This window comes from Pseudomonas sp. R25(2017) (assembly GCF_002112565.1).
Classification (GTDB): domain Bacteria; phylum Pseudomonadota; class Gammaproteobacteria; order Pseudomonadales; family Pseudomonadaceae; genus Aquipseudomonas; species Aquipseudomonas ekonensis.
On the sequence record NZ_NEHZ01000017.1, the window covers coordinates 66,847 to 91,748 of the forward strand.

Annotated in this window: 17 protein-coding genes, 1 pseudogene and 1 riboswitch; of the genes and pseudogenes, 11 read left to right on the forward strand and 7 right to left on the reverse strand. The window is 65.3% G+C overall.

The annotated features are described in order from the left end of the window. Positions 1–9 precede the first annotated feature (9 nt). Positions 10–1,356 (reverse strand): annotated as a pseudogene (locus CAG31_RS29055) (HAMP domain-containing protein); the annotation flags it as partial. Between the two features lie 201 nt (positions 1,357–1,557). On the opposite strand from CAG31_RS29055, the gene CAG31_RS21105 reads away from it, so the two are divergent. Further along, complete coding sequence (locus CAG31_RS21105; RefSeq protein WP_085584775.1) at positions 1,558–2,376, forward strand: M48 family metallopeptidase; 819 nt, start codon at positions 1,558–1,560, stop codon at positions 2,374–2,376. Between the two features lie 247 nt (positions 2,377–2,623). Here the strand turns inward: CAG31_RS21105 and CAG31_RS21110 are convergent, their stop codons facing one another. The 3 genes from CAG31_RS21110 to CAG31_RS21120 form a co-directional block, all read right to left on the reverse strand. After that, a complete protein-coding gene (locus CAG31_RS21110) occupies positions 2,624–3,208 on the reverse strand; it encodes a TMEM165/GDT1 family protein (protein ID WP_085584777.1) in 585 nt (194 codons plus the stop codon). Positions 3,209–3,296: 88 nt separating this feature from the next. Beyond that, positions 3,297–3,419, reverse strand: a riboswitch (yybP-ykoY riboswitch). A 40-nt stretch (positions 3,420–3,459) separates the two neighbouring features. Then, positions 3,460–4,458 carry a class I SAM-dependent methyltransferase gene (locus CAG31_RS21115; RefSeq protein WP_085584779.1) on the reverse strand — a complete coding sequence of 333 codons (999 nt, stop codon included), beginning with the start codon at positions 4,456–4,458 and terminating at the stop codon, positions 3,460–3,462. Between the two features lie 33 nt (positions 4,459–4,491). After that, entirely contained in the window at positions 4,492–5,457 is a 966-nt protein-coding gene (locus tag CAG31_RS21120; RefSeq protein ID WP_085584781.1) for a 2-hydroxyacid dehydrogenase, read from the reverse strand. 142 nt (positions 5,458–5,599) lie between these two features. On the opposite strand from CAG31_RS21120, the gene CAG31_RS21125 reads away from it, so the two are divergent. Next, entirely contained in the window at positions 5,600–6,229 is a 630-nt protein-coding gene (locus tag CAG31_RS21125; RefSeq protein ID WP_085584783.1) for a LysE family translocator, read from the forward strand. Here the strand turns inward: CAG31_RS21125 and CAG31_RS21130 are convergent. Next, positions 6,213–6,986: a helix-turn-helix domain-containing protein gene (locus tag CAG31_RS21130; RefSeq protein WP_085584785.1), complete on the reverse strand. Its 774-nt coding sequence runs from the start codon at positions 6,984–6,986 to the stop codon at positions 6,213–6,215. The genes CAG31_RS21125 and CAG31_RS21130 overlap by 17 nt on opposite strands. Before the next feature lie 84 nt (positions 6,987–7,070). Between CAG31_RS21130 and CAG31_RS21135 the strand changes: the two genes are divergently transcribed. From CAG31_RS21135 to CAG31_RS21155, 5 genes are all read left to right on the forward strand, one after another. Further along, complete coding sequence (locus tag CAG31_RS21135) at positions 7,071–8,255, forward strand: MFS transporter (RefSeq protein WP_085584787.1); 1,185 nt, start codon at positions 7,071–7,073, stop codon at positions 8,253–8,255. A 145-nt stretch (positions 8,256–8,400) separates the two neighbouring features. Further along, entirely contained in the window at positions 8,401–10,083 is a 1,683-nt protein-coding gene (locus CAG31_RS21140; protein WP_085584789.1) for a fatty acid--CoA ligase, read from the forward strand. Positions 10,084–10,422: 339 nt separating this feature from the next. Continuing rightward, the gene (locus CAG31_RS21145; protein WP_085584791.1) at positions 10,423–12,309 is read left to right on the forward strand and encodes a DUF1302 domain-containing protein; all 1,887 of its coding nucleotides are present in this window, start codon (positions 10,423–10,425) and stop codon (positions 12,307–12,309) included. A 28-nt stretch (positions 12,310–12,337) separates the two neighbouring features. Further along, positions 12,338–13,702, forward strand: coding sequence for a DUF1329 domain-containing protein (locus CAG31_RS21150; RefSeq protein ID WP_085584793.1), 1,365 nt, complete (start codon positions 12,338–12,340; stop codon positions 13,700–13,702). A 188-nt stretch (positions 13,703–13,890) separates the two neighbouring features. Next, positions 13,891–16,617: a LuxR C-terminal-related transcriptional regulator gene (locus CAG31_RS21155; RefSeq protein ID WP_085584795.1), complete on the forward strand. Its 2,727-nt coding sequence runs from the start codon at positions 13,891–13,893 to the stop codon at positions 16,615–16,617. A gap of 80 nt (positions 16,618–16,697) precedes the next feature. Here the strand turns inward: CAG31_RS21155 and CAG31_RS21160 are convergent, their stop codons facing one another. Continuing rightward, positions 16,698–20,315 (reverse strand): M10 family metallopeptidase C-terminal domain-containing protein, encoded by a 3,618-nt coding sequence (locus tag CAG31_RS21160; RefSeq protein ID WP_085584797.1) that lies wholly within the window; start codon positions 20,313–20,315, stop codon positions 16,698–16,700. A 224-nt stretch (positions 20,316–20,539) separates the two neighbouring features. Here CAG31_RS21160 and CAG31_RS21165 point away from each other — a divergent pair, with 224 nt between their 5' ends. Further along, positions 20,540–21,184, forward strand: coding sequence for an MBL fold metallo-hydrolase (locus CAG31_RS21165; protein WP_085584799.1), 645 nt, complete (start codon positions 20,540–20,542; stop codon positions 21,182–21,184). Positions 21,185–21,297: 113 nt separating this feature from the next. After that, positions 21,298–22,029, forward strand: coding sequence for an OmpA family protein (locus CAG31_RS21170; protein ID WP_085584801.1), 732 nt, complete (start codon positions 21,298–21,300; stop codon positions 22,027–22,029). A 248-nt stretch (positions 22,030–22,277) separates the two neighbouring features. Here CAG31_RS21170 and CAG31_RS21175 read toward each other — a convergent pair whose 3' ends face one another. Then, positions 22,278–22,712, reverse strand: a complete 435-nt coding sequence (locus CAG31_RS21175; RefSeq protein WP_085584803.1) for a YhcB family protein — start codon at positions 22,710–22,712, stop codon at positions 22,278–22,280. A gap of 144 nt (positions 22,713–22,856) precedes the next feature. On the opposite strand from CAG31_RS21175, the gene CAG31_RS21180 reads away from it, so the two are divergent. Both CAG31_RS21180 and CAG31_RS21185 read left to right on the forward strand, forming a co-directional pair. Continuing rightward, positions 22,857–23,486 carry an alpha/beta hydrolase gene (locus CAG31_RS21180; protein WP_085584938.1) on the forward strand — a complete coding sequence of 210 codons (630 nt, stop codon included), beginning with the start codon at positions 22,857–22,859 and terminating at the stop codon, positions 23,484–23,486. Positions 23,487–23,510: 24 nt separating this feature from the next. Continuing rightward, positions 23,511–24,866 (forward strand): tryptophan--tRNA ligase, encoded by a 1,356-nt coding sequence (locus CAG31_RS21185; RefSeq protein ID WP_085584806.1) that lies wholly within the window; start codon positions 23,511–23,513, stop codon positions 24,864–24,866. The last annotated feature ends 36 nt before the right edge of the window (positions 24,867–24,902 follow it).

Sequence of the window (24,902 nt, forward strand, 5' to 3'; positions counted from 1 at the left end):
CTGCAACTTGGCCAGGAACGTGTTGAAGCCTTTGGCGATCGAGCCGAGCTCATCGCTGCGGTCGCTGCTCAGGCGGCGGGTCAGGTCGCCTTCGCCCTGGGCGATGTCGTCGAGCATGGTCACCATCTGCTTGAGCGGACGGGCGATGCCGTGGCCCACCAGCCAGATCACCAGCAGGCCGAGGCCGGCGATGATCAGTCCGACCATGGCCATGCCGAAAGTGTCGGACTTGCGCTGGGCGTCGAGGTCGCCCTGGAGTTTCTGCAGGTCGGCCATCACCGCGTTCAGCGGCAATTGCAGCATCAAGGTCCAGCGCGCGTCGGTCTGGCCGATGCCGAACGGCAGGTACAGCTCGATCCGGCCTTGTTCCTTGCTGACGGTGTAGGTGACTTCGCCGCGCTTGAGATTGGCCATGTTGGCGATCTGCTGGCTGTCGAGGATGTCGCTGACCTTCTCGCCGAACTTGCTCGGGTCCTTGGTGTACGCCACGATCCGGCCATTGCCGCCGATCAGGGCCATCTGCCCGGCGCCGGCGTACAGTTTCTGGTTGGCGGCCAGGAGCATCTCCTGGATGAAGTTCACCGACAGGTCGGCGCCGACGATGCCCTGGAACGCGCCGTTGAGCATGATCGGCTCGATGAACGAGGCGAGCATCACGACCTTGTCGCCGACCTTGTACGGCGCCGGGTCGATCACGCAGGACTTCTTGGTTTCCTTCGAGCACAGGTAGTACTCGCTGGCGCGCACGCCGGTGGACAGGACTTTCTGGTCGTCCACATCCACCAGTTTGTCCAGGCCCAGGGTGCCGTCGTCATTGCGGAACCACCACGGCAGGAAGCGCCCGTTGGTGGCGTCGATGCCCACCACCTGGGTGCCGACGTAGGCGGCGTCGTTGTGGTCCAGGGCGTTCTTTTCCCAGCCGATGTAGGTGCCGAGGATTTTCGGGTTCTTCTCGACGTTTTCCTTGATCAGGCTGATCAGCTGCTCGCGGCTGACGGTCAGCCGGGGCTGGCCGTCGGCGCCCGGCGTGCCGAGCAGGGCGTTGACCCGCACCAGCCCGCCGGCGATCAGCAGCGGCGCTTCGAGCTCGCGCTGGATCTGGCTGACCTGGGTCTGCGCCAGGGACGTCAGACGCTGTTCAATGACCTGCTCGAACTGGGCCTGGGTGCGTTCCTGCACCATGTCTTGCGTCCGGGCGCCGGAGAACAGCGCATACAGCACCAGCGCGGCCACCACGCTGAGAACGATGGCGCCGGCCAGGGCCGCCACGGAAAACTGGATCGACTTGAATTTCATGGGAGCTCCGCACGCAGGAAGACGTCTGCGCTGATGTATCGGCAGCGGGCACGGAGCCATGAGCGGATTGCGCCGGAATAAAGGAAGGATGTCGCAAATGGATCGGTGCGCGACGCAGTGGCGGAAGGCATTGCGGCGGGTATGAATTTTTTCCTACAGGGGCGCGGAGGCTTTCTGAAAGTACGTGCAACACGTCTGTTGGATCTGGCGCGGCTACCGTTACCCGCCTAGGATACGCGCAGGTTTCCAGGGAGCTTTTGAATGAACAAGATTTGGGTTGCAGGTGCGCTGGGCGCAGCGCTGTCGCTGGCCGGTTGCCAGTCGGTCAACACCACCAGCGGCGGCGCCGTGGGTGTGGAACGCAAGCAGTACATGTTCAGCATGCTGTCCTCGCAGGAAGTCGACCAGATGTATGCCCAGTCCTATCAGAAGACGGTGGGCGAGGCGTCCGGCAAGGGCGTGCTGGACAAGACCAGCAACGACGCGAAACGCGTTCAGGCCATCGCGAACCGGCTGATTGCGCAGGCGCCGAACTTCCGTCCGGACGCTGCGCAGTGGAAGTGGGAGGTCAACCTGATCAAGAGCGATGAGCTCAACGCCAACTGCGGCCCCGGCGGCAAGATCATTTTCTACACCGGGCTGATCGACAGCCTGAAGCTGACCGACGACGAGATCGCCGCGGTCATGGGTCATGAGATCGCACACGCCTTGCGCGAGCACGGCCGTGAGGCGATGTCCAAGGCCTACGGCATCGAAATGGCCAAGCAGGGGGCCGGTGCGCTGCTCGGCCTGGGTCAGGACAGCCTGGCCCTCGCCGACACGGTGGCCAACTACGGCATGACCCTGCCCAACAGCCGCGCCAACGAAAACGAAGCCGACCTGATCGGCCTCGAACTCGCCGCCCGGGCCGGCTACAACCCGAACGCCGCGATCACCCTGTGGAACAAGATGAGCAAGGCCTCGGAAGGCGCACCGCCGGAGTTCATGAGCACGCACCCGGCCTCGTCCAGCCGGATCGCCTCGTTGCAGGCGGCGATTCCGAAGGTGATGCCGTTGTACGAGAAAGCGCCGAAGTCCTGATGGACACCCTGCGCGGCTGGTGGCCCCTTCGCGGGCAAGCCCGCTCCCACAAGGACGGTTCAGCGCAGATTCCCGTGGGGGGCACCTGTCTTGTCTTGGGCCTGTGGTGCCCGGACTGACGCCATCGCCAGCAGGCTGGCTCCCACAAGGGATCTCGGGTGAATGCTGGGGCTGTGGTCACCGCAGAATCCTGTGGGAGCGGGCTTGCCCGCGATGAACGATAACGCGACATCGCAGGCTTGCCGCGTCAGACCCAGCCGCTGCTCTGCATCGCCTTGTACACCGCGACGATCGCCAGAATCATGAAGGCCGAAGCCGCCAGGCGACGGATCAGCGTCAGCGGCAGTTTCTCCGCCGCGAAGTTCCCCGCCAGCACCACCGGCACGTTGGCGATCAGCATGCCTGCGGTGGTGCCGATGATCACCAGCCACAGCTCCGGGTACTGCGCCGCCAGCATCACCGTGGCGATCTGGGTCTTGTCACCGATTTCAGCCAGGAAGAACGCGATCAGCGTGGTCAGGAACGGCCCGAACTTGCGGGCCGTGCTGGCCTCGTCGTCGTCCATCTTGTCCGGCACCAAGGTCCACAGGGCCGTGGCGGCGAAGCTGGCCGCGAGGATCCAGTGCAGGACGGAGTCGGAGAAGAAACTGCCGAACCAGGCGCCGACCGCACCGGCGGCCGCATGGTTGGCCAGGGTCGCGGCGACGATGCCGGCGATGATCGGCCAGGGTTTGCGAAAGCGTGCGGCGAGAATGAGCGCGAGCAGTTGCGTCTTGTCGCCGATTTCGGCGAGGGCAACGATGGCGGTGGGAACGAGCAGCGAGTCCAGCATCAGGATTTCCTAAGGGGCGGGTCGACACGGCTATGACACGTACAGCCTTCCCGCCCCGGGTAAGGTGTGCGTGTCATAGGTCTTGTCAAACCCTGCGGTCCGTCTGGTGCGGACGCTGGGGTCGCATACGCCATGATCTGCGGATCAAGTGTGTTGACGTATGCCGGACGAGCTAGGCGCTCGTGGGAGACTACTCCCCTAGGACGGAGCGGATTCTGCCTAGGCAAATCCGATTGGGCAAGTACAAATTTTCAGCCGCGCTTGGCGCTGTAGATCCGGAACCCCTGGCCTTCGGCCCTCACCGAACAGGCGCCCAGATGCTCCTCGATCAACGGTTGGTACTTGAGGAAACTATTGGCCACCAACCGCAGTTCGCCACCATTTTTCAGATGTTGGGCTGCTTTTCGCAGCAGGTTTTCCGTTGCCTGGTAGTCGGTGTGCACCCCGGTGTGGAACGGCGGATTGGTCAGGATCGCGTTCAGGCCCAGCGGGGCGGCATCGATGCCGTCGCCGGTCAGCACGTCGCCTTCCAGACTGTTGGCCGCCAAGGTCAGACGGCTGCTGGCGGCGGCGAAGGCGTCGACGTCCAGCAAGGTCACCTGGGTGTCCGGGTAGCGACGCTTGACCGCAGCCCCCAGCACGCCGGCACCGCAGCCGAAGTCCAGCAGATGGCCGCTGGGCAGTTTGTCCAGGTGCTCCAGCAGCAGGGCGCTGCCGCGGTCCAGCCGGCCGTGGCTGAACACGCCCGGCAGGCTGATCACCTTGAGCGGCCCTTCGGCCAGCGGCAGTTCATAGGTCTGGGCCAGGCTTTCCAGCGGTTTGGCCGCCGGCGCGTCGGCCACCGTCACCTGCCAGAGCTGGCAATGGCGGGCGCTGTCGAGCTTGCGCGGCTTGCCGAACGGATTGAGCTGCTTGGCTGCGCCTTCGATGCCGCCGCGTTTCTCCCCCACCAGGTACACCTCGCGCCCGGCCAGGCGCGCGGCCACGGCGTTGAGCAGGTAGTCGGTCAGGTCCTTGGCCTTGGGCAGGAACACCACCGCGCTGTCGAACCCGCGCTCGGGGACGTTCACGCCGAAGTGGCTGCGCCCGGCGAAGCGCGCCTCCAGCATGGCCTGATCGCCGGCATGCCAGCACCAGCCGAACGCGTCGGGCAGGCGCCCGAGCAGATCGTCGGCGGGCAACCCGGCCAGCAGCACCGACCCTTGGAATAACTCGGCCTGACGAAGCAGTACTTCACTGCGCGGATCCATAACTGCTCCTTGGTAAAAAAGTGCCGCAGTCTATCAATTGACGACCCGCAGCGCCTCACCGCTGAAGAACGCGTGGGCGTTTTCGGTCAGTTGCCCGACGATGCGCTGCCGCGCCTCGCGGCTGCCCCAGGCGTTGTGCGGGGTGACGATCAGGCGCGGAATGTCGGCGGCCAGCAGCGGGTTGCCGTTGACCGGCGGCTCGGTGCTCAGCACGTCGGTGGCGGCGCCGCCGAGGTGGCCGCTGCGCAGGGCGTCGGCCAGCGCCTGCTCGTCGATCAGGCCGCCGCGGGCGGTGTTGACCACGAACGCGCCGGGTTTCATCGACGCCAGTTCCCGGGCACCGATGAAGTGGCGGGTGTGTTCGTTGAGCGGGCAGTGCAGGGTGAGGGCGTCGACCTGGGGCAGCAGTTCAGCCAGCGGCACGCGGTCCGGCCGCGGCGGCCGTCCCGGAATCTGCCCCGACAGCACGCGCATGCCGAACGCTTCGGCCAGGCGGGCCACCGCGCCGCCCAGTTCGCCGTGCCCGAGCAGGCCCAGGGTCTTGCCTTCCAGCTCGACGATCGGGTAGTCCAGCAGGCAGAACTGTTTGGCCTGTTGCCAGCGGCCTTCGCCGACGGCTTTTCGGTAGTCACCCAAACGGGTGGCGAGGTTGAGCAGCAGCATGATCGTGTGCTGCGCCACCGACGGCGTGCCGTAGGCCTGGCAGTTGCACACGGTGATGCCGCGGGCCTTTGCGGCGGCCAGGTCGACGTTGTTGGTGCCGGTGGCGGTGATCAGGATCAGCTTCAGGTCGGGGTTGGCCGCCATGGCGGCCGCGTCGATGACGATCTTGTTGGTGATCGCCACGGTGGCGCCGTGCAGGCGTTCGGCGATCTGCTCCGGCAGGGTCTGGGCGAACAGTTGCAGGTCGCTGAAGCACTCGCGCAAAGGGTTCAGGTCGAGATCGCCCAGATCCAGGGAAGGGTGATCGAGGAATACGGCGCGGCGGGCGTTCGTCATCAACTGTACCTTTTGTGCGGTGAACGGAAGGCGTAATCTGCCGAGCCTACCAGATGAAACAAATTGATACGCAACGGCTGAAGCCCGCCCCGCTGGGGGCTCTGCTCTGCGGATCCGCCCGATTCGACCCAAAGGAGTCCCCATGTACTGGACCGAGTTCTTGACCGTTGCACTGATCCACCTGCTGGCCGTGGCCAGCCCCGGCCCGGATTTCGCCGTGGTGGTGCGCGAGAGCGTGACCCACGGCCGGCGCGCCGGCACCTGGACGGCGCTGGGCGTGGGCACGGCGATTTTCCTGCACGTGGGCTACTCGCTGCTGGGCATCGGCCTGATCGTGTCGCAGTCGATCGTGCTGTTCAACGCCCTGAAGTGGGCCGCCGCCGCGTACCTGCTGTACATCGGCTACAAGGCCTTGCGCGCGCAGCCGGCGCCGGCCGTCACCGATGATCTGCACAAGGAGGCCGGCGAGCGCACCGCCCGCGGCGCGTTCACCTCAGGCTTCGTGACCAACGGGCTGAACCCCAAGGCCACGCTGTTTTTCCTGTCGCTGTTCACCGTGGTGATCAACCCGCACACGCCGCTGGCGGTGCAGGCCGGTTACGGCATTTACTTGGCGGCGGCCACCGCGACCTGGTTCTGCCTGGTGGCGCTGCTGTTCAGCCAGCAGCGCGTGCGCGCCGGTTTCGCCCGCATGGGCCACTGGTTCGACCGCACCATGGGCGCGGTGCTGATCGCCATCGGCGTGAAGCTGGCCTTCACCGAGATGCACTGATCGACCCGAGCTGGTTGAGGGCGTTGAGGTACTCCCGGGGATTGTCCCCGAGCAAACGGCGGAACATCGCGCTGAACGCCCGCGCGCTGCCGTAACCCAGATCCTGCGCCACGCGCTGCACGCTGTCCCCGGCGAGCAGGCGGGGCAGGGCTTCCATCAGGCGCAGTTGCTGGCGCCAGGCGTTGAAACTCATCTTCAGCTGCTGCTGGAACAGGCGCGCCAGCGTCCGTGAACTGGCCCCGGCCTGCTGCGCCCAGTCCTCCAGGGTGTTGGGGTGGTCGGGGGTCTGCAGCAGCGCCAGGCAGATGCCTTGCAGGCGCCGGTCGGAGGGCATCGGAATGTGCAGCGGCAGGTTCTCCAGGCCGGCGAGCTCCTGCAGCATCAGTTGCTGGATCAGCGGATTGTCCGCGTGGGGCGGGCCCTGCACGGCGCGCAGGATCAGTTCGCGCAGCAACGGCGTGACCGCCAGCACACAGCACTGCTGGAGGCTGGCCGGCGACAGCTCCGGGGCGATGAACAGCGAACGCATCTGCACGTCGCCGGACATGAAGATCTCGTGCGCGACCTCGGGCGGGATCCACACCGCACGGGTCGGCGGCAGCACCCAGGCGCCTTGGGCCGTGACCACCCGCATCACCCCGCGCACCGCATACAGCAGCTGCGCCTCGCGGTGCAGGTGCAAGGGCTGGTGGGCGCCGTCCAGGTAGTCCCGGGGGTAGGCGCTCACCGGGCCGTGTTCGAAATGGCTGATCAACATGTCTGGTTCGATGACTTGATTGGCAGGTCTGCGCTTTTTCGCCAACTTAGCATAGCCGCTCACAACAACATCAAGCGTGCCGCCATGAACCGATCCGCCACCGTCATCCGCTACATCAACGCAGCCCATGTGATCGATCACATGTTCATGCTGATCTTCCCCGCCGCCGTGCTCGGCATGACCCAAGCCTTCGGGCTCGACTACGCCGCGCTGATCGGCCTGTCGCTGGGCGGCTTCATCGCCTTCGGCGCCTGCTCGCTGCCGGCCGGGTGGCTCGGTGACCGCTGGAGCCGGCGCCACATGATGCTGGTGTTCTTTTTCGGCATCGGCGCCTCGGCGATGTTCACCGGCCTGAGCGCAAGCCCCGCGATGCTGGTGGCAGGCCTGACCCTGACCGGTGTCTTCGCCGCGATCTACCACCCGGTGGGCACGGCGATGCTGGTGGCCTATGCGCAGAACCGCGGTCGCGAGATCGGCATCAACGGCATGTGGGGCAACCTGGGGGTGGCGTTCTCGGCGCTGGTCACCGGGTTGCTGGTGGCGCAGTTCGGCTGGCGTGCGGCGTTCCTGGTGCCAGGTGCGGTGGCCATCGCCCTGGGCATCGGGTTTGCCCTCCATGTGCGTGACGAACCGATTCCGGTGCGTGCCCACGCTGCGCTCAAGGGCGCCGCGGGCCAGCGCATCTCCATGGCGATGGTGTTCGGCGTGCTGGCGCTGGCCACGGCCACCGGCGGAGTGGTGTTCAACGCCACCACCATGACCTACCCGAAGCTGTTCCAGGAGCGCTTGCATGAATGGGCCGCCTCGCCGCAGACCCTCGGGGTGGTGGTCAGCCTGGCCTACGCCTTCGGCGCGGTGGCGCAGTTGAGCATCGGCCGGGTGCTGCACCGGATCAGCCTGAAATGGCCGTTCGTGGTGTTGACCCTGTGCCAGGCACCGTTGTTGCTGGCCTTGGCCTGGGTCGATGGCTGGGCGGTGATCGCCGTCGGTGCGGCGTTCATGTTCGTGGTGTTCGGTCAGGTCACGGTGAACGATTCGATGGTGGCCAACTTCGTCGCGCCGCACTGGCAGGCCCGGGTGTTCGCCCTGCGCTACTGCCTGTCGTTCGGCGCCAGCGCGACGGCGATCCCGCTGATCGCCTATGTCGAACCGCGCCATGGCTTCGCGGGCCTTTACTTGATTCTCGCCGGTTTTGGCGCCTTGACCTTCCTTGCCGCAGCGGTTTTCCCACGCACGCCTTCGGAAGAGGCTGTCGGACAAATGGCTTGAGCCGGTTCGAACCATCGCAAATGCTGGCGCAAAGCTAGCATTTGCGCCGCTCTGCAAATCATTCCTTTGGCTGATTTGACTGTCACGCAACGGTTCTAGAGTAGAGCTCTAATGCCAACACCGTGCCGTCAGAAAAGGGATTCCTATGTTGCAGACCCGCGTCATCCCGCCCGCCGAAGGGGCGTACCAGTACCCGCTGCTGATCAAACGGCTGCTGATGTCCGGCGCCCGTTACGAGAAGACCCGCGAGATTGTCTACCGCGACCAGCTGCGCTACAGCTACCCGACCCTGATCGAACGGGTCGCGCGGCTGGCCAACGTGCTGACGGCGGCGGGCGTGAAGGCCGGCGACACCGTGGCGGTGATGGACTGGGACAGCCATCGCTACCTGGAATGCATGTTCGCCATCCCGATGATCGGCGCGGTGATCCACACCATCAACGTGCGCCTGTCGCCGGAGCAGATCCTCTACACGATGAACCACGCCGAGGACCGCTTCGTGCTGGTCAACAGTGAGTTCACCGGCCTGTACCGGGCCATCGCGCCGCACCTGACCACGGTGGAGAAGACCCTGCTGCTGACGGATCTGCCGGAGAAGACCGCCGACCTGCCCAACCTTGTCGGCGAGTACGAGCAACTGCTGGCCGCCGCCAGCCCGCGCTACGACTTCCAGGATTTCGACGAGAACTCGGTGGCCACCACCTTCTACACCACCGGCACCACCGGCAACCCGAAGGGCGTGTACTTCACCCACCGGCAACTGGTGCTGCACACCATGGGCGTGTCGACCATCATGGGCGCCATCGACAGCGTGCGGCTGCTGGGCACCAACGACGTGTACATGCCGATCACGCCGATGTTCCACGTGCATGCCTGGGGCCTGCCGTACGTGGCGACCATGCTCGGGCTCAAGCAGGTCTATCCGGGGCGCTACGATCCGGAGTTCCTGGTCGAGCTGTGGCGCAAGGAAAAGGTCACCTTCTCCCACTGCGTGCCGACCATCCTGCAGATGGTGCTCAACGCCAAGGGCGCCCAGGGCACCGATTTCGGCGGCTGGAAAATCGTCATCGGCGGCAGCGCGCTCAACCGTTCCCTGTATGAGACCGCCAAGGCCCGCGGCATTCAGCTGACCGCCGCCTACGGCATGTCGGAGACCGGGCCGCTGGTGTCCTGCGCGCACCTGAACGACGAACTGATGGCCGGCAGCGAAGACGAGCGCACCACCTACCGGATCAAGGCCGGGGTGCCGGGACCCCTGGTGGAGGCGGCCATCGTCGACGCCGAAGGCAACTTCCTCCCGGCGGACGGCGAGACCCAGGGCGAGCTGGTGCTGCGTGCGCCGTGGCTGACCGAGGGCTACTTCAACGAGCCGCAGAAGGGCGCCGAGCTGTGGGCCGGCGGCTGGCTGCACACCGGTGACGTCGCCACGCTGGACGGCATGGGCGTGATCGACATCCGCGACCGCATCAAGGACGTGATCAAGACCGGCGGCGAATGGATCTCCTCGCTGGACCTCGAAGACCTGATCAGCCGTCACGTCGCGGTACGCGAAGTAGCGGTGGTGGGCATTCCCGATCCGCAGTGGGGCGAGCGGCCGTTTGCCCTGCTGGTGGTCCGCGAGGGGCATGAGATCGGGGCGCGGGAGCTCAAGGAGCACCTCAAGCCGTTCGTCGAGCTGGGGCACCTGAGCAAATGGGCGATCCCGAGCCAGATCGCCCTTGTTACCGAAATTCCCAAGACCAGCGTCGGCAAGCTCGACAAGAAGCGCATCCGCCTCGACATCACCGAGTGGCAGACCAACAACAGCGCCTTCCTCTCCACGCTCTGAGCGTCCCCTGGCGCGCCGCAAACGGCGCGCCAGACACCCCCAAGCAAGCGCTTGGCTTGTGAAATCCGAATTTTCAGCCATCCTTGCCGTGCCGACATGGGTCGGCCTGGCGAAAGGACTGTTCCAGAGTGGCCGGCAGCTGCAAATCACACTTTAGAGGGATCAAGCGATACCCCCTGCTGGCTATAGTCCGCTCAAGGATTTTTAAGAACGGGGCACACGCGCACACATTTGGGGCGATGCAATTTGAAGCGAATTCGGGCAGCCCTGGCGTCCGGTCCTTCAGGCGTTTTTAAAAGTACTCACTGCCATAACAATAATGCACATGGAGTAGCGTCGATGAATTCAGCTAACCAGTTCTGGCGCCGGGCTAAACTGCCTCTGGCCGTCAGTCTCGCCTCCACGCTCGCCGGGCCTGCATTCGGCGTCAGCTTCAACGTCGGTGAAATCGAAGGCCAGTTCGACTCCTCCCTGTCGATCGGGGCCAGCTGGTCGACCCAGCAGCCGAACAAGAACCTCATCGGCGTCAACAACGGCGGCCACGGCCTCTCCCAGACCTCCGACGACGGCCACGCCAACTTCAAGAGCGGCGAGACCTTCTCCAAGATCTTCAAGGGCATCCATGACCTGGAACTGAAATACGGCGACACCGGCGTGTTCGTCCGGGGCAAGTACTGGTACGACTTCGAGCTCAAGGACGAAAGCCGCGAGTTCAAGGACATCAGCGACAACAACCGCAAGGAAGGCGCCAAGTCCGCCGGCGGCCAGATCCTCGACGCCTTCGTCTACCACAACTACTCGATCGCCGATCAGCCGGGCTCCGTGCGCCTGGGCAAGCAGGTGGTGAGCTGGGGCGAAAGCACCTTCATCGGCGGCGGCATCAACTCGATCAACCCGATCGACGTCTCCGCGTTCCGCCGTCCGGGCGCCGAGATCAAGGAAGGCCTGATCCCGGTCAACATGTTCTACGTGTCCCAGAGTCTGACCGACAACCTGTCGGCCGATGCCTTCTACCAGATCGAATGGGACCAGACCGTCGTCGACAACTGCGGCACCTTCTTCTCCCAGCCGGACATCATCGCCGACGGCTGCGACAACAACCTGCGCGTGCTGAACAAGCGTTCGCAGATCCCGGCCATCGCCCTGGGGCCATTGGCGGCCAACGGCGTCGACGTCAACGAGGAAGGCGTGCTGGTGCGCCGCGGCGGCGACCGGGACGCCCGTGACGGCGGCCAGTGGGGCGCGTCCCTGAAGTACATGTTCGAGCCGCTGGACACCGAATTCGGCGCCTACTTCATGAACTACCACAGCCGTGCGCCGATCTTCAGCGCCACCGGCGCGCCGCAGTCGGTGTACAACACCGCGCGCGGGCTGCCGGGGCCGTTCGCCGCGCTCGGGCCGCTGCTGGTGGCGGGCAACTCGCAGTACTTCGTCGAATACCCTGAGGACATCCGCCTCTACGGGCTGAGCTTCTCCACCACCCTGCCCACCGGCACGGCGTGGAGCGGCGAGATCAGCTACCGGCCGAACGCGCCGGTGCAGCTGAACTCCACCGACATCCTGTTCGCCGGCGTGCGGCCGCTGGGCGGCGCCCTGACCAACGCTTCGCTGCTCAACGGCGTTCCGGGCCAGGACCTGCACGGCTACCGCCGCAAGGAAATCACCCAGTTCCAGACCACCCTGACGCACTTCTTCGATCAGGTGATGGGCGCCAGCCGCCTGACCCTGGTGGGCGAAGTGGGCGTGACCCACGTCGGCGGCCTGGAAAGCACCTCGGACGTGCGCTACGGCCGCGATCCGGTCTACGGCCCGGGCGAACTGCCGTTCACCGGTCCGGTGGACACCTGCGTGGCGCTCAACACCAGCACCATCAACGGCGCAGGCCCCGGCACCCCGACCAACAACCGCAGCCGCAACTGCACCAACGAGGGCTTCACCACCTCGACCTCGTGGGGCTACCGCGGCCGGGCGATCTGGGAATACAACGACGTGTTCGCCGGCGTGAACCTCAAGCCGAACGTGGCCTGGTCCCACGACGTGAGCGGCTACTCGCCAGGCCCTGGCGGCAACTTCGAGGAAGGCCGCAAGGCCATCAGCCTGGGCCTCGACGCCGAGTACCAGAACACCTACACCGCGAGCCTGGCCTACACCAACTTCTTCGACGGCAAGTACACCACCGTGGATGACCGCGACTTCGTGGCCCTCAGCTTCGGCGTGAACTTCTAAGCACTGCATCTTCAGGACGAACGAATTTATGAAAATAACAAAGAGTCTGTTCCACGCCGGTGTTCTGGGCCTGTCGCTGCTGGCGACCGGCGTCATGGCGGCGGTGCCCGCCGCCGAAGCGGACAAGCTGGGCAAGAGCCTGACCCCGATGGGCGCCGAAATGGCCGGCAACGCCGACGGTTCGATCCCGGCCTGGAAGCCGATGCCGAAGAACGCCGGCACCGTCGACAGCAAGGGGTTCCTGTCCGACCCGTACGCCAGCGAGAAGCCGCTGTTCACCATCACCGCGCAGAACGTCGAGCAGTACAAGGACAAGCTCGCGCCGGGCCAGTACGCGATGTTCAAGCGCTACCCGGACACCTTCAAGATGCCGGTCTACCCGTCCCACCGCGGCGCCACCGTGCCGGACGCCGTGTTCGCCGCGATCAAGAAGAACGCCACCAGCACCAACCTGGTGTCCGGCGGCAACGGCCTGGAGAACTTCGACACCGCCGTGCCGTTCCCGATTCCGAAGAGCGGCGTGGAAGTCATCTGGAACCACATCACCCGCTACCGCGGCGGCAGCGTGACCCGTCTGGTGACCCAGGCCACGCCGCAGGCCAACGGCTCGTTCAGCCTGGTGTACTTCCAGGACCAGTTCGTGTTCCGCGACAAGATGAAGGACTACGATCCGGCCAACCCGGGCAACATCCTGTTCTACTTCAAGCAGAAAGTGACCGCGCCGGCGCGTCTGGCCGGTGGCGTGCTGCTGGTGCACGAGACCCTCGACCAGGTGAAGGAACCACGTTCGGCGTGGGTCTACAACGCCGGCCAGCGCCGCGTGCGCCGGGCGCCGCAGGTGTCCTATGACGGCCCGGGCACCGCGGCGGACGGTCTGCGCACCTCCGACAACCTGGACATGTACAACGGTGCGCCGGACCGCTACGACTGGAAGCTCGAAGGCAAGAAAGAGATGTACATCGCCTCCGACAGCTACAAGCTCGACGATCCGAAGCTCAAGTACGCCGACATCATCAAGGCCGGCCACATCAACCAGGATCTGGCCCGCTACGAGCTGCGCCGCGTCTGGCATGTGGTCGCGACCCTGAAGGAAGGCCAGCGCCACATCTACGCCAAACGTGACTTCTTCATCGACGAAGACACCTGGCAGGCGGCGGTGATCGACCACTACGACGGCCGCAACCAGCTGTGGCGCGTGGCCGAGGCCCATTCGCAGAACTACTACAACGTCCAGGTGCCGTGGTACACCCTGGAGACCCTCTACGACCTGCAGTCCGGCCGCTACCTGGCGCTGGGCATGAAGAACGAAGAGAAGTCGGCGTATGACTTCGGCTTCACCGCCACCACCGCCGACTTCACGCCGAACGCGCTGCGTCAGGACGGCATCCGCTAAACCGCTGCAAACGAGGCCGCATCCTCGTGGAAACGCCCCGACCGGTTCGGGGCGTTTTTTTTTGCCTGTGGCTTTTTCCGTAGCCTTTTTGTAGCCATTTGTAGCAACCGCCTTCAATCCCTCTTCGTTTACGGCTAGTCTGCGGACATCTGCCACGCCGCCAACAGCCATTCGAACAAGAGCCGGCCATGACTGATCTGTCCCCGCTACCGGGTCCTGCAAGCGTTGCCGTCGCGGCACTGGACGGCCGTTTCTTCCGTCCGCCGCTGCCTGACGGCCATGTGTTGCGCCCGCGCCTGTGCGAGCGCCTGCGCGCCGGCCTCGGCGGGCGGCTGTTGCTGGTCAGCGCCCCGGCCGGTTTCGGCAAGAGTTCGCTGGCGGTGGAGTTCTGCCAGAGCCTGCCGGCGCACTGGCAGAGCCTGTGGCTGGGCCTGAGCCCGCGGGACAGCGATCCGGGGCGTTTCCTCGAACGCCTGCTTGAAGGCCTGCAGGACTTTTTCCCGCAGTTGGGCAGCCGGGCGCTGGGGCTGCTGAAAATGCGTCAGCGTCATCAGCCGTTCGCCTTCGAAGAGTGGCTGGACGGCCTGCTCGACGAACTGGCGCTGCAGCTCGATCCTTCGGCGCCGCTGCTGCTGGTGCTCGACGATTACCACCTTGCCCAGGGGCCGGTGCTCGACCGTTGCCTGCAATTTTTCCTCAACCATTTGCCCGACGGCCTGCTGGTCATGGTCACCAGCCGCCAGCGGCCGGACTGGCACCTGGCGCGCCTGCGCCTGTCGCGGCAACTGCTGGAACTCAACGAACAGGATCTGCGCCTGACCCGCGACGAGGCGCTGGCCTTGCTCGACCGCCACAGCAGCGCCTTGCGCGGCGAGGCGGTGGAGAACCTGATCCAGCGCAGCGAAGGGTGGGTCGCCGGCTTGCGTTTCTGGCTGCTGGCGGCGGCCGGGGCCGGCAACGAAGCGGCGCTGCCGCAGGCCTTGAACGGCGGGGAAGGGCTGATCCGCGACTACCTGCTGGAGGAGGTGATCGACTGCCTGCCGGCGGACGTGCAGGCTTTCCTCTTCGACACCGCGCCGCAGGAGCGCTTCTGCAGCGAGCTGTGCGATGCCGTGCGCGAAGCCCATGACAGCGCCGAGATCCTGCGCTACCTGCTGGCGCATCAGGTGTTCCTGGTGCCGCTGGATGAGCACGGCCACTGGTACCGTTACCATCACCTGTTTTCCGACCTGTTGCGCAGCCGGCCTGCCGCCCATGCCATGGTGCCGCCGGCCACCTTGCACCTGCGCGCCTGCCGCTGGTTCAACGCCCAGGGCCTCTTGGACGAGGCGGTGGAGCAGGCCCTGCGCGCCGGGCACCTGGACGTGGCGGCGAACCTGGTGCAGAACCTGTCCGAGGAGCAACTGCTGGCCGAGCAGAACGTCGGCATGCTGCTGCGCTGGAAGATGGACCTGCCCGACAGCCTGCTGATCAGCACGCCGCGGTTGATCGTGCTGTACAGCTGGGCCTTGGGCCTGGCTTGCCAGCTCGATGCCGCCGAGGAACTGGCCAGCCACCTCAGCCGCTTCCTGCCGGCACCGTCGGCCACCGCCCAGAAATCCATGCTGGCGCAATGGCTGGCGTTGAGCGGGATCATCGCCCGGGGCCGCGGCCGGCGCGAGCTGACACGCCAATACTGCAGCGAAGCGTTGGAGAGCCTTCCTGAAAAGCGCTACGGGCAACGGCTGATGTGCCTCTCGACCCTGTCCAACCTGGCGATCGCCGACGGCGACCTCTGGCAGGCCCGGCGCCTGAACCGCGAGTCCCTGGAGCTGGCGCAGCGGGTCGGCAATCCGTTGTTCGAGGCCCTGACCCACTATGACCGGGCGCGGGTGCTGCAGGCCCGGGGGGAAATCCTGCGGGCGCTCGATGAAGTGCACCAGGGGCTTGAGCGCCTGCGCGGGCTGTCGACGCAGCGCCTGTACGCCGTGCGGGCCCGGCTGACGCTGTACGAAGGTTTTCTGTTGGCCATGCGCCTGCAACCCCGGGCGGCGCGGGCACGGCTGCAGGCCGGCCTGAGCGAGGCGCGGGCCTGCCGCGACATCAGCGTGCTGATCGGCCACTGTGTGATCGCCCGGCTGGAGGGCAGCGGCGGCGAATTCGCCAAGGCCTTCGCCGAGTTGGCCGAAGCCGAGCGGCTGATGCACATCTGGGACGTTCCGCCGATCTATTACCTGGCGATGATCACCCTGGTCAAATGCGAACTGTGGCTGGCGCAGGGGCGCACCGACCTGGCCGAGGCCTGGCTGGCGCGCCTGGGGCAGACCTACACAGGCGAACGCGCCGCGGCGCCGCCGGAGTTCCATCCGCAGTTGCCGTTGCATGTCGAATTGCAGCAGGCCTTGCTGGATGTGATTCAAGGGCAGCCGATGCTCGCCGAAGGCCGGCTGAACGTGTTGCTGGAAAACGGCCAGCAAACCGGGCGGCAGCTGCTCAGCGTGATGGCGTTGACGCAGAAGGTCGCCGTGCTGCTGGGCGGCGGGCGGGAGCCTGAAGCGCGCAAGGCCTTGAGCCAGGCCCTCGAAGCGGCCGCCGGCGGTGTGCTGCAGCCGTTCGGACAACTGTTCGACGAGCACCCGGACTGGTTGCGCAGCCAACTGACCGGAAGCCCGCTGGGCCGGCAATTGCTGGAGCTGTTCCCGCCGGCCCCTGCGCGTGCGGCGTTGGAGGCTCCGGCGGCCGAGCTGTTGAGTTCCCGCGAGTTGGCGGTGCTGCGGCTGATCGCCCAAGGTTGCTCGAACCAGGAAATCAGCGAACAGCTGTTCATTTCGCTGCACACGGTCAAGACCCATGCCAGCCACATCAACAGCAAGCTGGGCGTGGAGCGGCGCACCCAGGCCGTGGCGCGGGCCAAGGCGTTGGGTGTGCTGGCCTGAGCGGTCCAGCGCAGTCCCCCCAATGAAAAACGCCCCGAACCGGTCGGGGCGTTTTTCGTTCAGTCACAGCCGCGAGGCGATCAGGACACCAGATCGTTGGCGCTGAAGCTGTTGACGCCGACCAGCATGATCTCGAAATCGGCGCCGGCGTTGCCGCTGACGTTGCCCGACAGCACGTGATCGACGAAGCGCAGTTGACCGGCGCCGGTGAAGGCGTTGGCGCCGATGAACGTGAAGCCGTTCATGCCGCTCTGCAGCAGGTTGGCATCGAACTGGGTCAGGTCGATCTTGTCGCCTTGCAGGCTGCTGAAGTCGCTGATCACGTCTCGGTTGGCGCCGATCCCCATTTCATTGACGGCACGGAACACGAACGTGTCCGCCCCGGCATCGCCGAACAGGGTGTCTGCGCCTGCACCGCCGTCCAGCACGTTGTTGCCCGCGTTGCCCCGCAGAACGTTGTTCAGCGAGTTGCCGGTGGCCTTGACGGCGGCGCCGACCAGGTTGAGGTTCTCCAGGTTGGCGCCCAGGGTGTAGTCGATGTAGGAGTACACCGAATCGACGTCGGTGGTCGAGGGGCCCTGCTCGATGATCACGTCGCCGACATTGTCGATGACGTAGCTGTCGCTGCCGGCGCCGCCGATCAGGGTGTCCGCGCCGGCGCCGCCGTTGAGGGTGTTGTTGCCGGCGTTGCCGATCAGGGTGTTGTTCTGGGCGTTGCCGAAGAGGGAGAAGTCGCCGGCGCCGATGATGGCGACGTCTTCGAAATTCTGCAGGTTGCTCTGGTTCAGGTCGATGGTGCTCTGGGCGGTCGCGTTGAACGAGATCTCCAGGCGGTCGGTGCCTTCGTTGGCCAGTTCCTGGACCAGGGCGAGCTCGCCGACCTGGTCGATACCGTAGGCGTCGTTGCCCTTGCCGCCGATCAGGGTGTCCACGCCCGCGCCGCCGACCAGCTGGTTGTCGCCGTCGTTGCCGATGATGACGTTGTTCAGCTCGTTGCCGATGCCGTAGATGTTGCCGGTGCCGGTCAGGGTGAGGTTCTCGACGTTGGCGCTGAGGGTGTAGTTCACGGAGGCGCGGACGGTGTCGATCTCGCTGGCCAGGGTGCTGGTCTCGCTGACCACGTCGCCGACGTTGTCGACGATGTAGGTGTCGTTGCCCAGTCCGCCGATCATGATGTCGGCGCCGGCGCCGCCGTCCAGCACGTTGTTGCCGTCGGTGCCCCTGAGGGTGTTGTTCAGCGAGTTGCCGGTGGCGTTGAGGGCGCTGCCGACCAGGTTGAGGTTCTCGAGGTTGGCGCCCAGGGTGTAGTCGATGTAGGAGTACACCGAATCGACGTCGCTGGCCGACGGGCCCTGCTCGATGATCACGTCGCCGACGTTGTCGATGACGTAGCTGTCGCTGCCGGCGCCGCCGATCAGGGTGTCCGCGCCGGCGCCGCCGTTGAGGGTGTTGTTGCCGCTGTTGCCGATCAGGGTGTTGCTCAGGGCGTTGCCGTAGACGGTGAAGTCGCCGGCGCCGAGGAGGGTGACGTCCTCGACGTTCTGCAGGTTGGCCAGGCCCAGGTCGACGGTGCTGCTCTGGGCGGTCGCGCTGTACGAGATCTCCAGGCGGTCGGTGCCTTCGTTGGCCAGTTCCTGGACGAGGGCGAGCTCGCCGGCCTGGTCGAGGCCGTAGGTGTCGTTGCCCTTGCCGCCGATCATGATGTCCAGGCCGGCGCCGCCGATCAGGCGGTTGTCGTTGTCGTTGCCCCGCAGGACGTTGTTCAGGGCGTTGCCGGTGGCGTTGAGGGCGCCGCCGACCAGGTTGAGGTTCTCGAGGTTGGCGCCCAGGGTGTAGTCGATGTAGGAGTACACCGAATCGACGTCGGTGGCCGACGGACCTTGCTCGATGATCACGTCGCCGACGTTGTCGATGACGTAGCTGTCGCTGCCGGCGCCGCCGATCAGGGTGTCCGCGCCGGCGCCGCCGTTGAGGGTGTTGTTGCCGGTATTGCCGATCAGGGTGTTGTTCTGGGCGTTGCCGAAGACGGAGAAGTCGCCGGCGCCGACGAGGGCGACGTTCTCGACGTTCTGCAGGTTGGCCAGGCCCAGGTCGATGGTGCTCTGGGCGCTTGCGTTGAACGAGATCTCCAGGCGGTCGGTGCCTTCGTTGGCCAGTTCCTGGACCAGGGCGAGCTCGCCGACCTGGTCGATACCGTAGGCGTCGTTGCCCTTGCCGCCGATCAGGGTGTCCAGGCCCGCGCCGCCGACCAGTTGGTTGTCGCCGTCGTTGCCGATGATGACGTTGTTCAGCGCGTTGCCGATGCCGTAGATGTTGCCGGTGCCGGTCAGGGTGAGGTTCTCGACGTTGGCGCTGAGGGTGTAGTTCACGGAGGCGCGGACGGTGTCGATCTCGCTGGCCAGGGTGCTGGTCTCGCTGACCACGTCGCCGACGTTGTCGACGATGTAAATGTCGTTGCCCAGGCCGCCGATCATCAGGTCGGCGCCGGCGCCGCCGTCCAGCACGTTGTTGCCGCCGGTGCCCCGGAGGATGTTGTTCAGCGAGTTGCCGGTGGCGTTGAGGGCGCTGCCGACCAGGTTGAGGTTCTCAAGGTTGGCGCCCAGGGTGTAGTCGATGTAGGAGTACACCGAATCGACGTCGCTGGCCGAAGGGCCCTGCTCGATGACCACATCGCCGATGTTGTCGACGACATAGCTGTCGTTGCCGGCGCCGCCTTCCATGATGTCCGCGCCGGCGCCGCCGTTGAGGGTGTTGTCCAGGGCATTGCCGGTCAGGGTGTCGTTGAATGCCGAGCCGGTGGCGTTTTCGATCTTCGCGCCGAAGGCAATGGCCAGCCCTTGGTTGAAGGTGTTGCCCGCCTGATCGGTGAAGGCCTTGCCGATCTTGCTGTACTGGCCTTCGTTGAGGTTGATGCTGACGGCCGCCAATTGGTTGCTGGCATCGATCGTGTCGATGCCGCCGGCGTCCCAGATGGTTTCGAACACGGACTGCGTCGGTGCCCAGGAGTAGACGTTGTTGCCGGTCGCCCATTGGGTATTGGCGCCGTACAGGCTCTGGATCGCCAGAATGTCGAGCACCATGGGGGTGGTCGGCAGATAGGAATAGTTGTTGTTGTAGCTCATGATCGTGAAGCCCGCGTCATCGAGCTGCGGATCAAGCGTGATGCTGTTGTAAACCGACGGGGCGAACGAATGCTTGAGGCCGATCGCATGGCCGATCTCATGGACGAACGTCATGAAATCGTAGGTGCCTTTGTCGGGCGATGGCTCATTGGTGTTCGGGCCGATCCAGACGTCGCCGGCGTTGGGGGTTTCGTACGGCGTGTAGGCCCAAGCTGCGGAGCCGCTGTCCAGCAGCGTGTAGCCGCCGAAGCGCAGGTCGCCCACGCTTGTCGACGATTCGCCCGTCAATTGGAACGTGATGTTGGCCACGGCGGACCAGGCGCCCAGCGCTGCGGTCACCGCCGTCTTTTGCGCGTCGGTCAGCGCATAGGCGGCCTTGGGCTCGTTGTCGGGGCTGTAGTTGGGGGCGAAGACGGAAGTGCCCGGCACAATGAAACTGTACGTCAGACTGGTTACGGCTGTTGGCGACCACCACTTGGTGCTTTCCCATTTGTAGCCGGAAATGAGACTGTCGACGGGTTTGACGCCAGTCAGCGAGGCGAACGTAGCATCGGTGTAACCAGTAGGGCGGGGCATGCGGATTTCCTGAGTAGGCTGCGGCCCTTCCTGAAAATGTGGCCGCTACAAAGTGCAATTTTGCATTAGAAACCGGGCGACTGGCATCAATTGGCCACTATTTTTTTATTCATGGCGCCAAAAATCTGACCGGAGGTTCTCTATCGGCCGGTGGCGTAGAATCCTGAGCGCCATTGCCGACCGTGCGTCGCGCCCGGCAGGCCCACGAACACACAGGACTTCCCATGACCGCCATCAAGCCCCAACTCATCCGCGAAACCTTTCCTGTCGGCCCGCTGCAATGCAACTGCACGATCATCGGCGATCCGATCACGAAAAAGGCCATCGTCGTCGACCCCGGCGGCAATCCGGACCGGATCATGGCGCGCCTCGACGCCTTGGGGCTGAAGGTGGTCAGCATCATCCACACCCATGCCCATCTCGATCACTTCCTGGCGTCCGGCCAGATGAAGGAAAAGACCGGCGCCACCCTGCACCTGCACAAGGACGACCAGTTCCTGTGGGACAACCTGGAGATGCAATGCCAGATGTTCGGCGTGCCGTACACCCCGGTGCCGTCGCCGGACCGCTGGCTCGAGGACGACGAAGAGCTGGCCTGCGGCTGCGGCGTCGCGCTGCACACGCCGGGGCATACGCCAGGTTCCATGAGCTTCTGGTTTTCCGAGGCTAAGCTGTTGATTGCCGGCGACACGCTGTTCCGTCGCGGAGTGGGACGCACGGACTTGTGGGGCGGCGATCAGGCGACCATCGTGCGATCGATCAAGCAGCGGCTGTACACCCTGGACGAAGACGCCACCGTGGTGGCGGGACATGGCCCGGACACCCGGCTGGGCGACGAGATGCGTGAAAACCCCTTCGTGCGCGCCTAAACATTTTGTCATGAGTGCACGGCGGAATTTTTGCCCATTGCCATGATCCAACGCCCGCACGGGTCTTTTGCCAATGGCCGCTGCACAACAGAATGCAAATGTAGGAGCACTCCATGTTCACCACCCGTCGTTTGATCATTGTCGCCACCGCCGTGGCCGTTTTGTCCGGCTGCGCCTCGCCCAACCCGTACGACAACCAGGGCCAGGCCGACGGCGGCTCCCAGGGCATGAGCAAGACCGCCAAGTACGGCGGCCTCGGTGCCCTGGCCGGCGCCCTGGCCGGTGCGGCGATCGACCACAACAACCGCGGCAAGGGTGCCCTGATCGGCGCCGCCGTGGTCGGCGCCTCGGCGGCCGGTTACGGCTACTACGCCGACCAGCAAGAGAAGAAACTGCGCGCCAGCATGGCCAACACCGGCGTCGAGGTGCAGCGCCAGGGCGATCAGATCAAGCTGATCATGCCGGGCAACATCACCTTCGCCACCGATTCGGCGAACATCGCCTCCAGCTTCTATCAGCCGCTCAACAACCTGGCCAGCTCCCTGAAGGAGTTCAACCAGAACCAGATCGAGATCGTCGGCTACACCGACAGCACCGGCAGCCGCCAGCACAACATGGACCTGTCCCAGCGCCGTGCGCAGAGCGTGGCGACCTACCTGACGTCGCAAGGCGTCAGCGGCGCCAACCTGTCGGCCCGGGGCGCCGGCCCGGACAACCCGATCGCCAGCAATGGCGACGTCAACGGCCGGGCGCAGAACCGCCGGGTCGAGGTCAACCTGAAGGCGATTCCGGGTCAGCAGTACGGGGGTCAGCAGCAGCCGGGCACGGTTCAGCAGTATCCGTAACCCGACGGCCGAATGAAAAATGCCCGATCCTGGTGATCGGGCATTTTTTTGTGTGGCCGGCCATGGCCTCATCGCCAGCAGGCTGGTTCCCTCAGGGGAGTGCGGTTGCCGGTCCGACAGGTATGCGCTGCATCGGCGGGAGCCAGCCTGCTGGCGATGGGGTCGTGACCGACACCGAAGACGCCAGACACAAAAAAGCCCCCGGACACTCGCATGTCCGGGGGCTTTTCGCTTGGAGCGGAGGCCGCTTACTTCTTCAGACCGTAATGCTCGTCGAGCATGCCCGGCGAGTTCGGCGCCTTCGGCGCGTAGTCCCGCGGCGGCTCCTGGTCCCGTGGCGGGGTCAGGCGTTCCCGTGGCGCCTGGCTCGCTTCGGCGTGCAGCGAAGCCAGCAGGCGTTGGCGGGTCTGTTCGTCCAGGGCCAGGCGGTTGGCGCCTTCGGCCAGGTGATCCTGCACTTCCTGGTAGCTTTGGGTCAGCTTCTTGACCAGGTTCGCGGTGCTGTTGAAGTGGGTCACCACTTCGTTCTGATAACTGTCGAAACGTTCCTGGATGTCATCCAGCTGACGCTGCGTGCGGCTCGGCGCGGCGTTCGGCGCAACGCGAGCGATCAGGAAACCGATGGCTACACCCACAACCAGGGCAAGAGTCGGCAACAACCAAACTAAGAGCGAGTGTTCCACGAGTCCTTCCTCTATAAACGGCTTTGCTTTACGTTAACGGCTCGAACCTGCGCTGTATACCGCGATTCACTCGCAATAGATCGGCACAGACAATTTGCTAGACGAGTCGACCCGATCCGAGGTCACGGAGTTCCTTCCTTGCTGATGCGTGAAACCCCTGTAGCGATTGCCGGCCCTGTCGGTCAACTTGAAGCCCTGTACCTGGACAACGAACAGCCGCGCGGCATCGCGCTGATCTGCCACCCGAACCCGGTGCAGGGCGGCACGATGCTCAACAAGGTCGTCTCGACCCTGCAGCGCACCGCGCGCGACGCCGGCCTGATCACCCTGCGCTTCAACTACCGTGGCGTCGGCGCCAGCGAAGGCAGCCACGACATGGGCAGCGGCGAGGTCGACGACGCCTGGGCCGCTGCCGCCTGGCTGCGGGAAAAGCACCCGGAGCTGCCGCTGACCCTGTTCGGCTTTTCCTTCGGCGGGTTCGTGGCGGCCAGCCTCGGCGGGCGCCTTGAGGCCCAGGGCGTGACGCTCAAGCACTTGTTCATGGTCGCGCCGGCGGTGATGCGCCTGGGCGAGCAGGATCTGCTGCCGCATCAAGGCGAACTGACGGTGATTCAGCCGGAAACCGACGAAGTGATCGATCCGCAGCTGGTCTACGAATGGTCCGGCAAACTCCAGCGCCCCCATGAGCTGCTGAAAGTGGCAGAATGCGGACACTTTTTTCATGGCAAGCTGACCGATCTCAAGGATCTGATCCTGCCGCGTCTCTCGAATTGATTGCAGTCTGACAAGCGATTACCCATGACGAACCGTACCCGCATCCTCACCGGCATCACCACCACCGGCACGCCGCACCTGGGCAACTATGCCGGCGCCATCCGCCCGGCGATCGTCGCCAGCCGTGACACGAACGCCGATTCGTTCTACTTCCTGGCCGACTATCACGCCCTGATCAAGTGCGACGACCCGCTGCGCATCCAGCGTTCGCGCCTGGAGATCGCCGCGACCTGGCTGGCCGGCGGCCTGGATGTGGACCGCGTGACGTTCTATCGCCAGTCCGACATCCCGGAAATCCCCGAGCTGACCTGGCTGCTGACCTGCGTCGCCGCCAAGGGCCTGCTCAACCGCGCCCATGCCTACAAGGCGTCGGTGGACAAGAACGTCGAGGCCGGCGAAGACCCGGACGCCGGCGTCACCATGGGGCTGTACAGCTATCCGGTGCTGATGGCCGCCGACATCCTGATGTTCAACGCGCACAAGGTGCCGGTCGGACGCGACCAGATCCAGCACGTCGAAATGGCCCGTGACATCGGCCAGCGCTTCAACCACCTGTTCGGCCAGGGCAAGGAGTTCTTCACCCTGCCCGAGGCGCAGATCGAGGAAAGTGTCGCCACGCTGCCGGGCCTCGACGGCCGCAAGATGTCCAAGAGCTACGACAACACCATCCCGCTGTTCTCCAGCGCCAAGGACATGAAGGATGCGATCTCGCGGATCGTCACCGACTCCCGGGCGCCGGGCGAGGCGAAGGATCCGGACAACTCGCACCTGTTCACCCTGTTCCAGGCGTTCGCCACCCCGGCGCAGGCCGACGAGTTCCGCAGCGACCTGCTGCAGGGGTTGGGCTGGGGTGAGGCGAAGAGCCGCCTGTTCCAGTTGCTCGACGGCCAGTTGGGCGAGTCCCGCGAGCGCTATCACCAGTTGATCGAGCGTCCGGCGGATCTGGAAGACATCCTGCAGCACGGCGCGAAAAAGGCCCGTGCGGTGGCCACGCCGTTCCTCAACGAACTGCGCGAGGCCGTCGGCCTGCGTTCGTTCGTCAATCAGGCGCAAGCGGCCGCGACCACCAAGAAGAAAGCCGCCAAAGCCGCACGGTTCGTCAGTTTTCGCGAGGACGACGGCAGCTTCCGCTTCCGTCTGCTGGCAGCGGACGGCGAGCAACTGCTGCTGTCGCGCAATTTCGCCGACGGCAAGGCGGCGGGCCAGGTGACCAAGCAACTGCAATCGGGTCAGGCGCTGGATGTGCGCAGCGAAGGCCTGGCGTTCAGCGTGTGGCTGGAAGGTGAGTGCGTCGGCGACAGCCCGGCGTTCGCCGACGCCGCTGCGCGGGATGCGGCGGTCGAGGCGCTGCGGATCGCGCTGACGCCGGTTCAGGAATAAACAACGGTTCGGCCCGACCAAGGGCCGATTGCCATT

Coding starts and splice junctions, on each gene's coding strand:
- CAG31_RS21105 (WP_085584775.1), top strand. CDS start 1,558: ATGAACAAGATTTGGGTTGCAGGTGCGCTGGGCGCAGCGCTGTCGCTG.
- CAG31_RS21115 (WP_085584779.1), bottom strand. CDS start 4,458: ATGGATCCGCGCAGTGAAGTACTGCTTCGTCAGGCCGAGTTATTCCAA.
- CAG31_RS21155 (WP_085584795.1), top strand. CDS start 13,891: ATGACTGATCTGTCCCCGCTACCGGGTCCTGCAAGCGTTGCCGTCGCG.
- CAG31_RS21120 (WP_085584781.1), bottom strand. CDS start 5,457: ATGACGAACGCCCGCCGCGCCGTATTCCTCGATCACCCTTCCCTGGAT.
- CAG31_RS21150 (WP_085584793.1), top strand. CDS start 12,338: ATGAAAATAACAAAGAGTCTGTTCCACGCCGGTGTTCTGGGCCTGTCG.
- CAG31_RS21160 (WP_085584797.1), bottom strand. CDS start 20,315: ATGCCCCGCCCTACTGGTTACACCGATGCTACGTTCGCCTCGCTGACT.
- CAG31_RS21180 (WP_085584938.1), top strand. CDS start 22,857: ATGCGTGAAACCCCTGTAGCGATTGCCGGCCCTGTCGGTCAACTTGAA.
- CAG31_RS21130 (WP_085584785.1), bottom strand. CDS start 6,986: ATGTTGATCAGCCATTTCGAACACGGCCCGGTGAGCGCCTACCCCCGG.
- CAG31_RS21145 (WP_085584791.1), top strand. CDS start 10,423: ATGAATTCAGCTAACCAGTTCTGGCGCCGGGCTAAACTGCCTCTGGCC.
- CAG31_RS21110 (WP_085584777.1), bottom strand. CDS start 3,208: ATGCTGGACTCGCTGCTCGTTCCCACCGCCATCGTTGCCCTCGCCGAA.
- CAG31_RS21125 (WP_085584783.1), top strand. CDS start 5,600: ATGTACTGGACCGAGTTCTTGACCGTTGCACTGATCCACCTGCTGGCC.
- CAG31_RS21135 (WP_085584787.1), top strand. CDS start 7,071: ATGAACCGATCCGCCACCGTCATCCGCTACATCAACGCAGCCCATGTG.
- CAG31_RS21170 (WP_085584801.1), top strand. CDS start 21,298: ATGTTCACCACCCGTCGTTTGATCATTGTCGCCACCGCCGTGGCCGTT.
- CAG31_RS21165 (WP_085584799.1), top strand. CDS start 20,540: ATGACCGCCATCAAGCCCCAACTCATCCGCGAAACCTTTCCTGTCGGC.
- CAG31_RS21185 (WP_085584806.1), top strand. CDS start 23,511: ATGACGAACCGTACCCGCATCCTCACCGGCATCACCACCACCGGCACG.
- CAG31_RS21140 (WP_085584789.1), top strand. CDS start 8,401: ATGTTGCAGACCCGCGTCATCCCGCCCGCCGAAGGGGCGTACCAGTAC.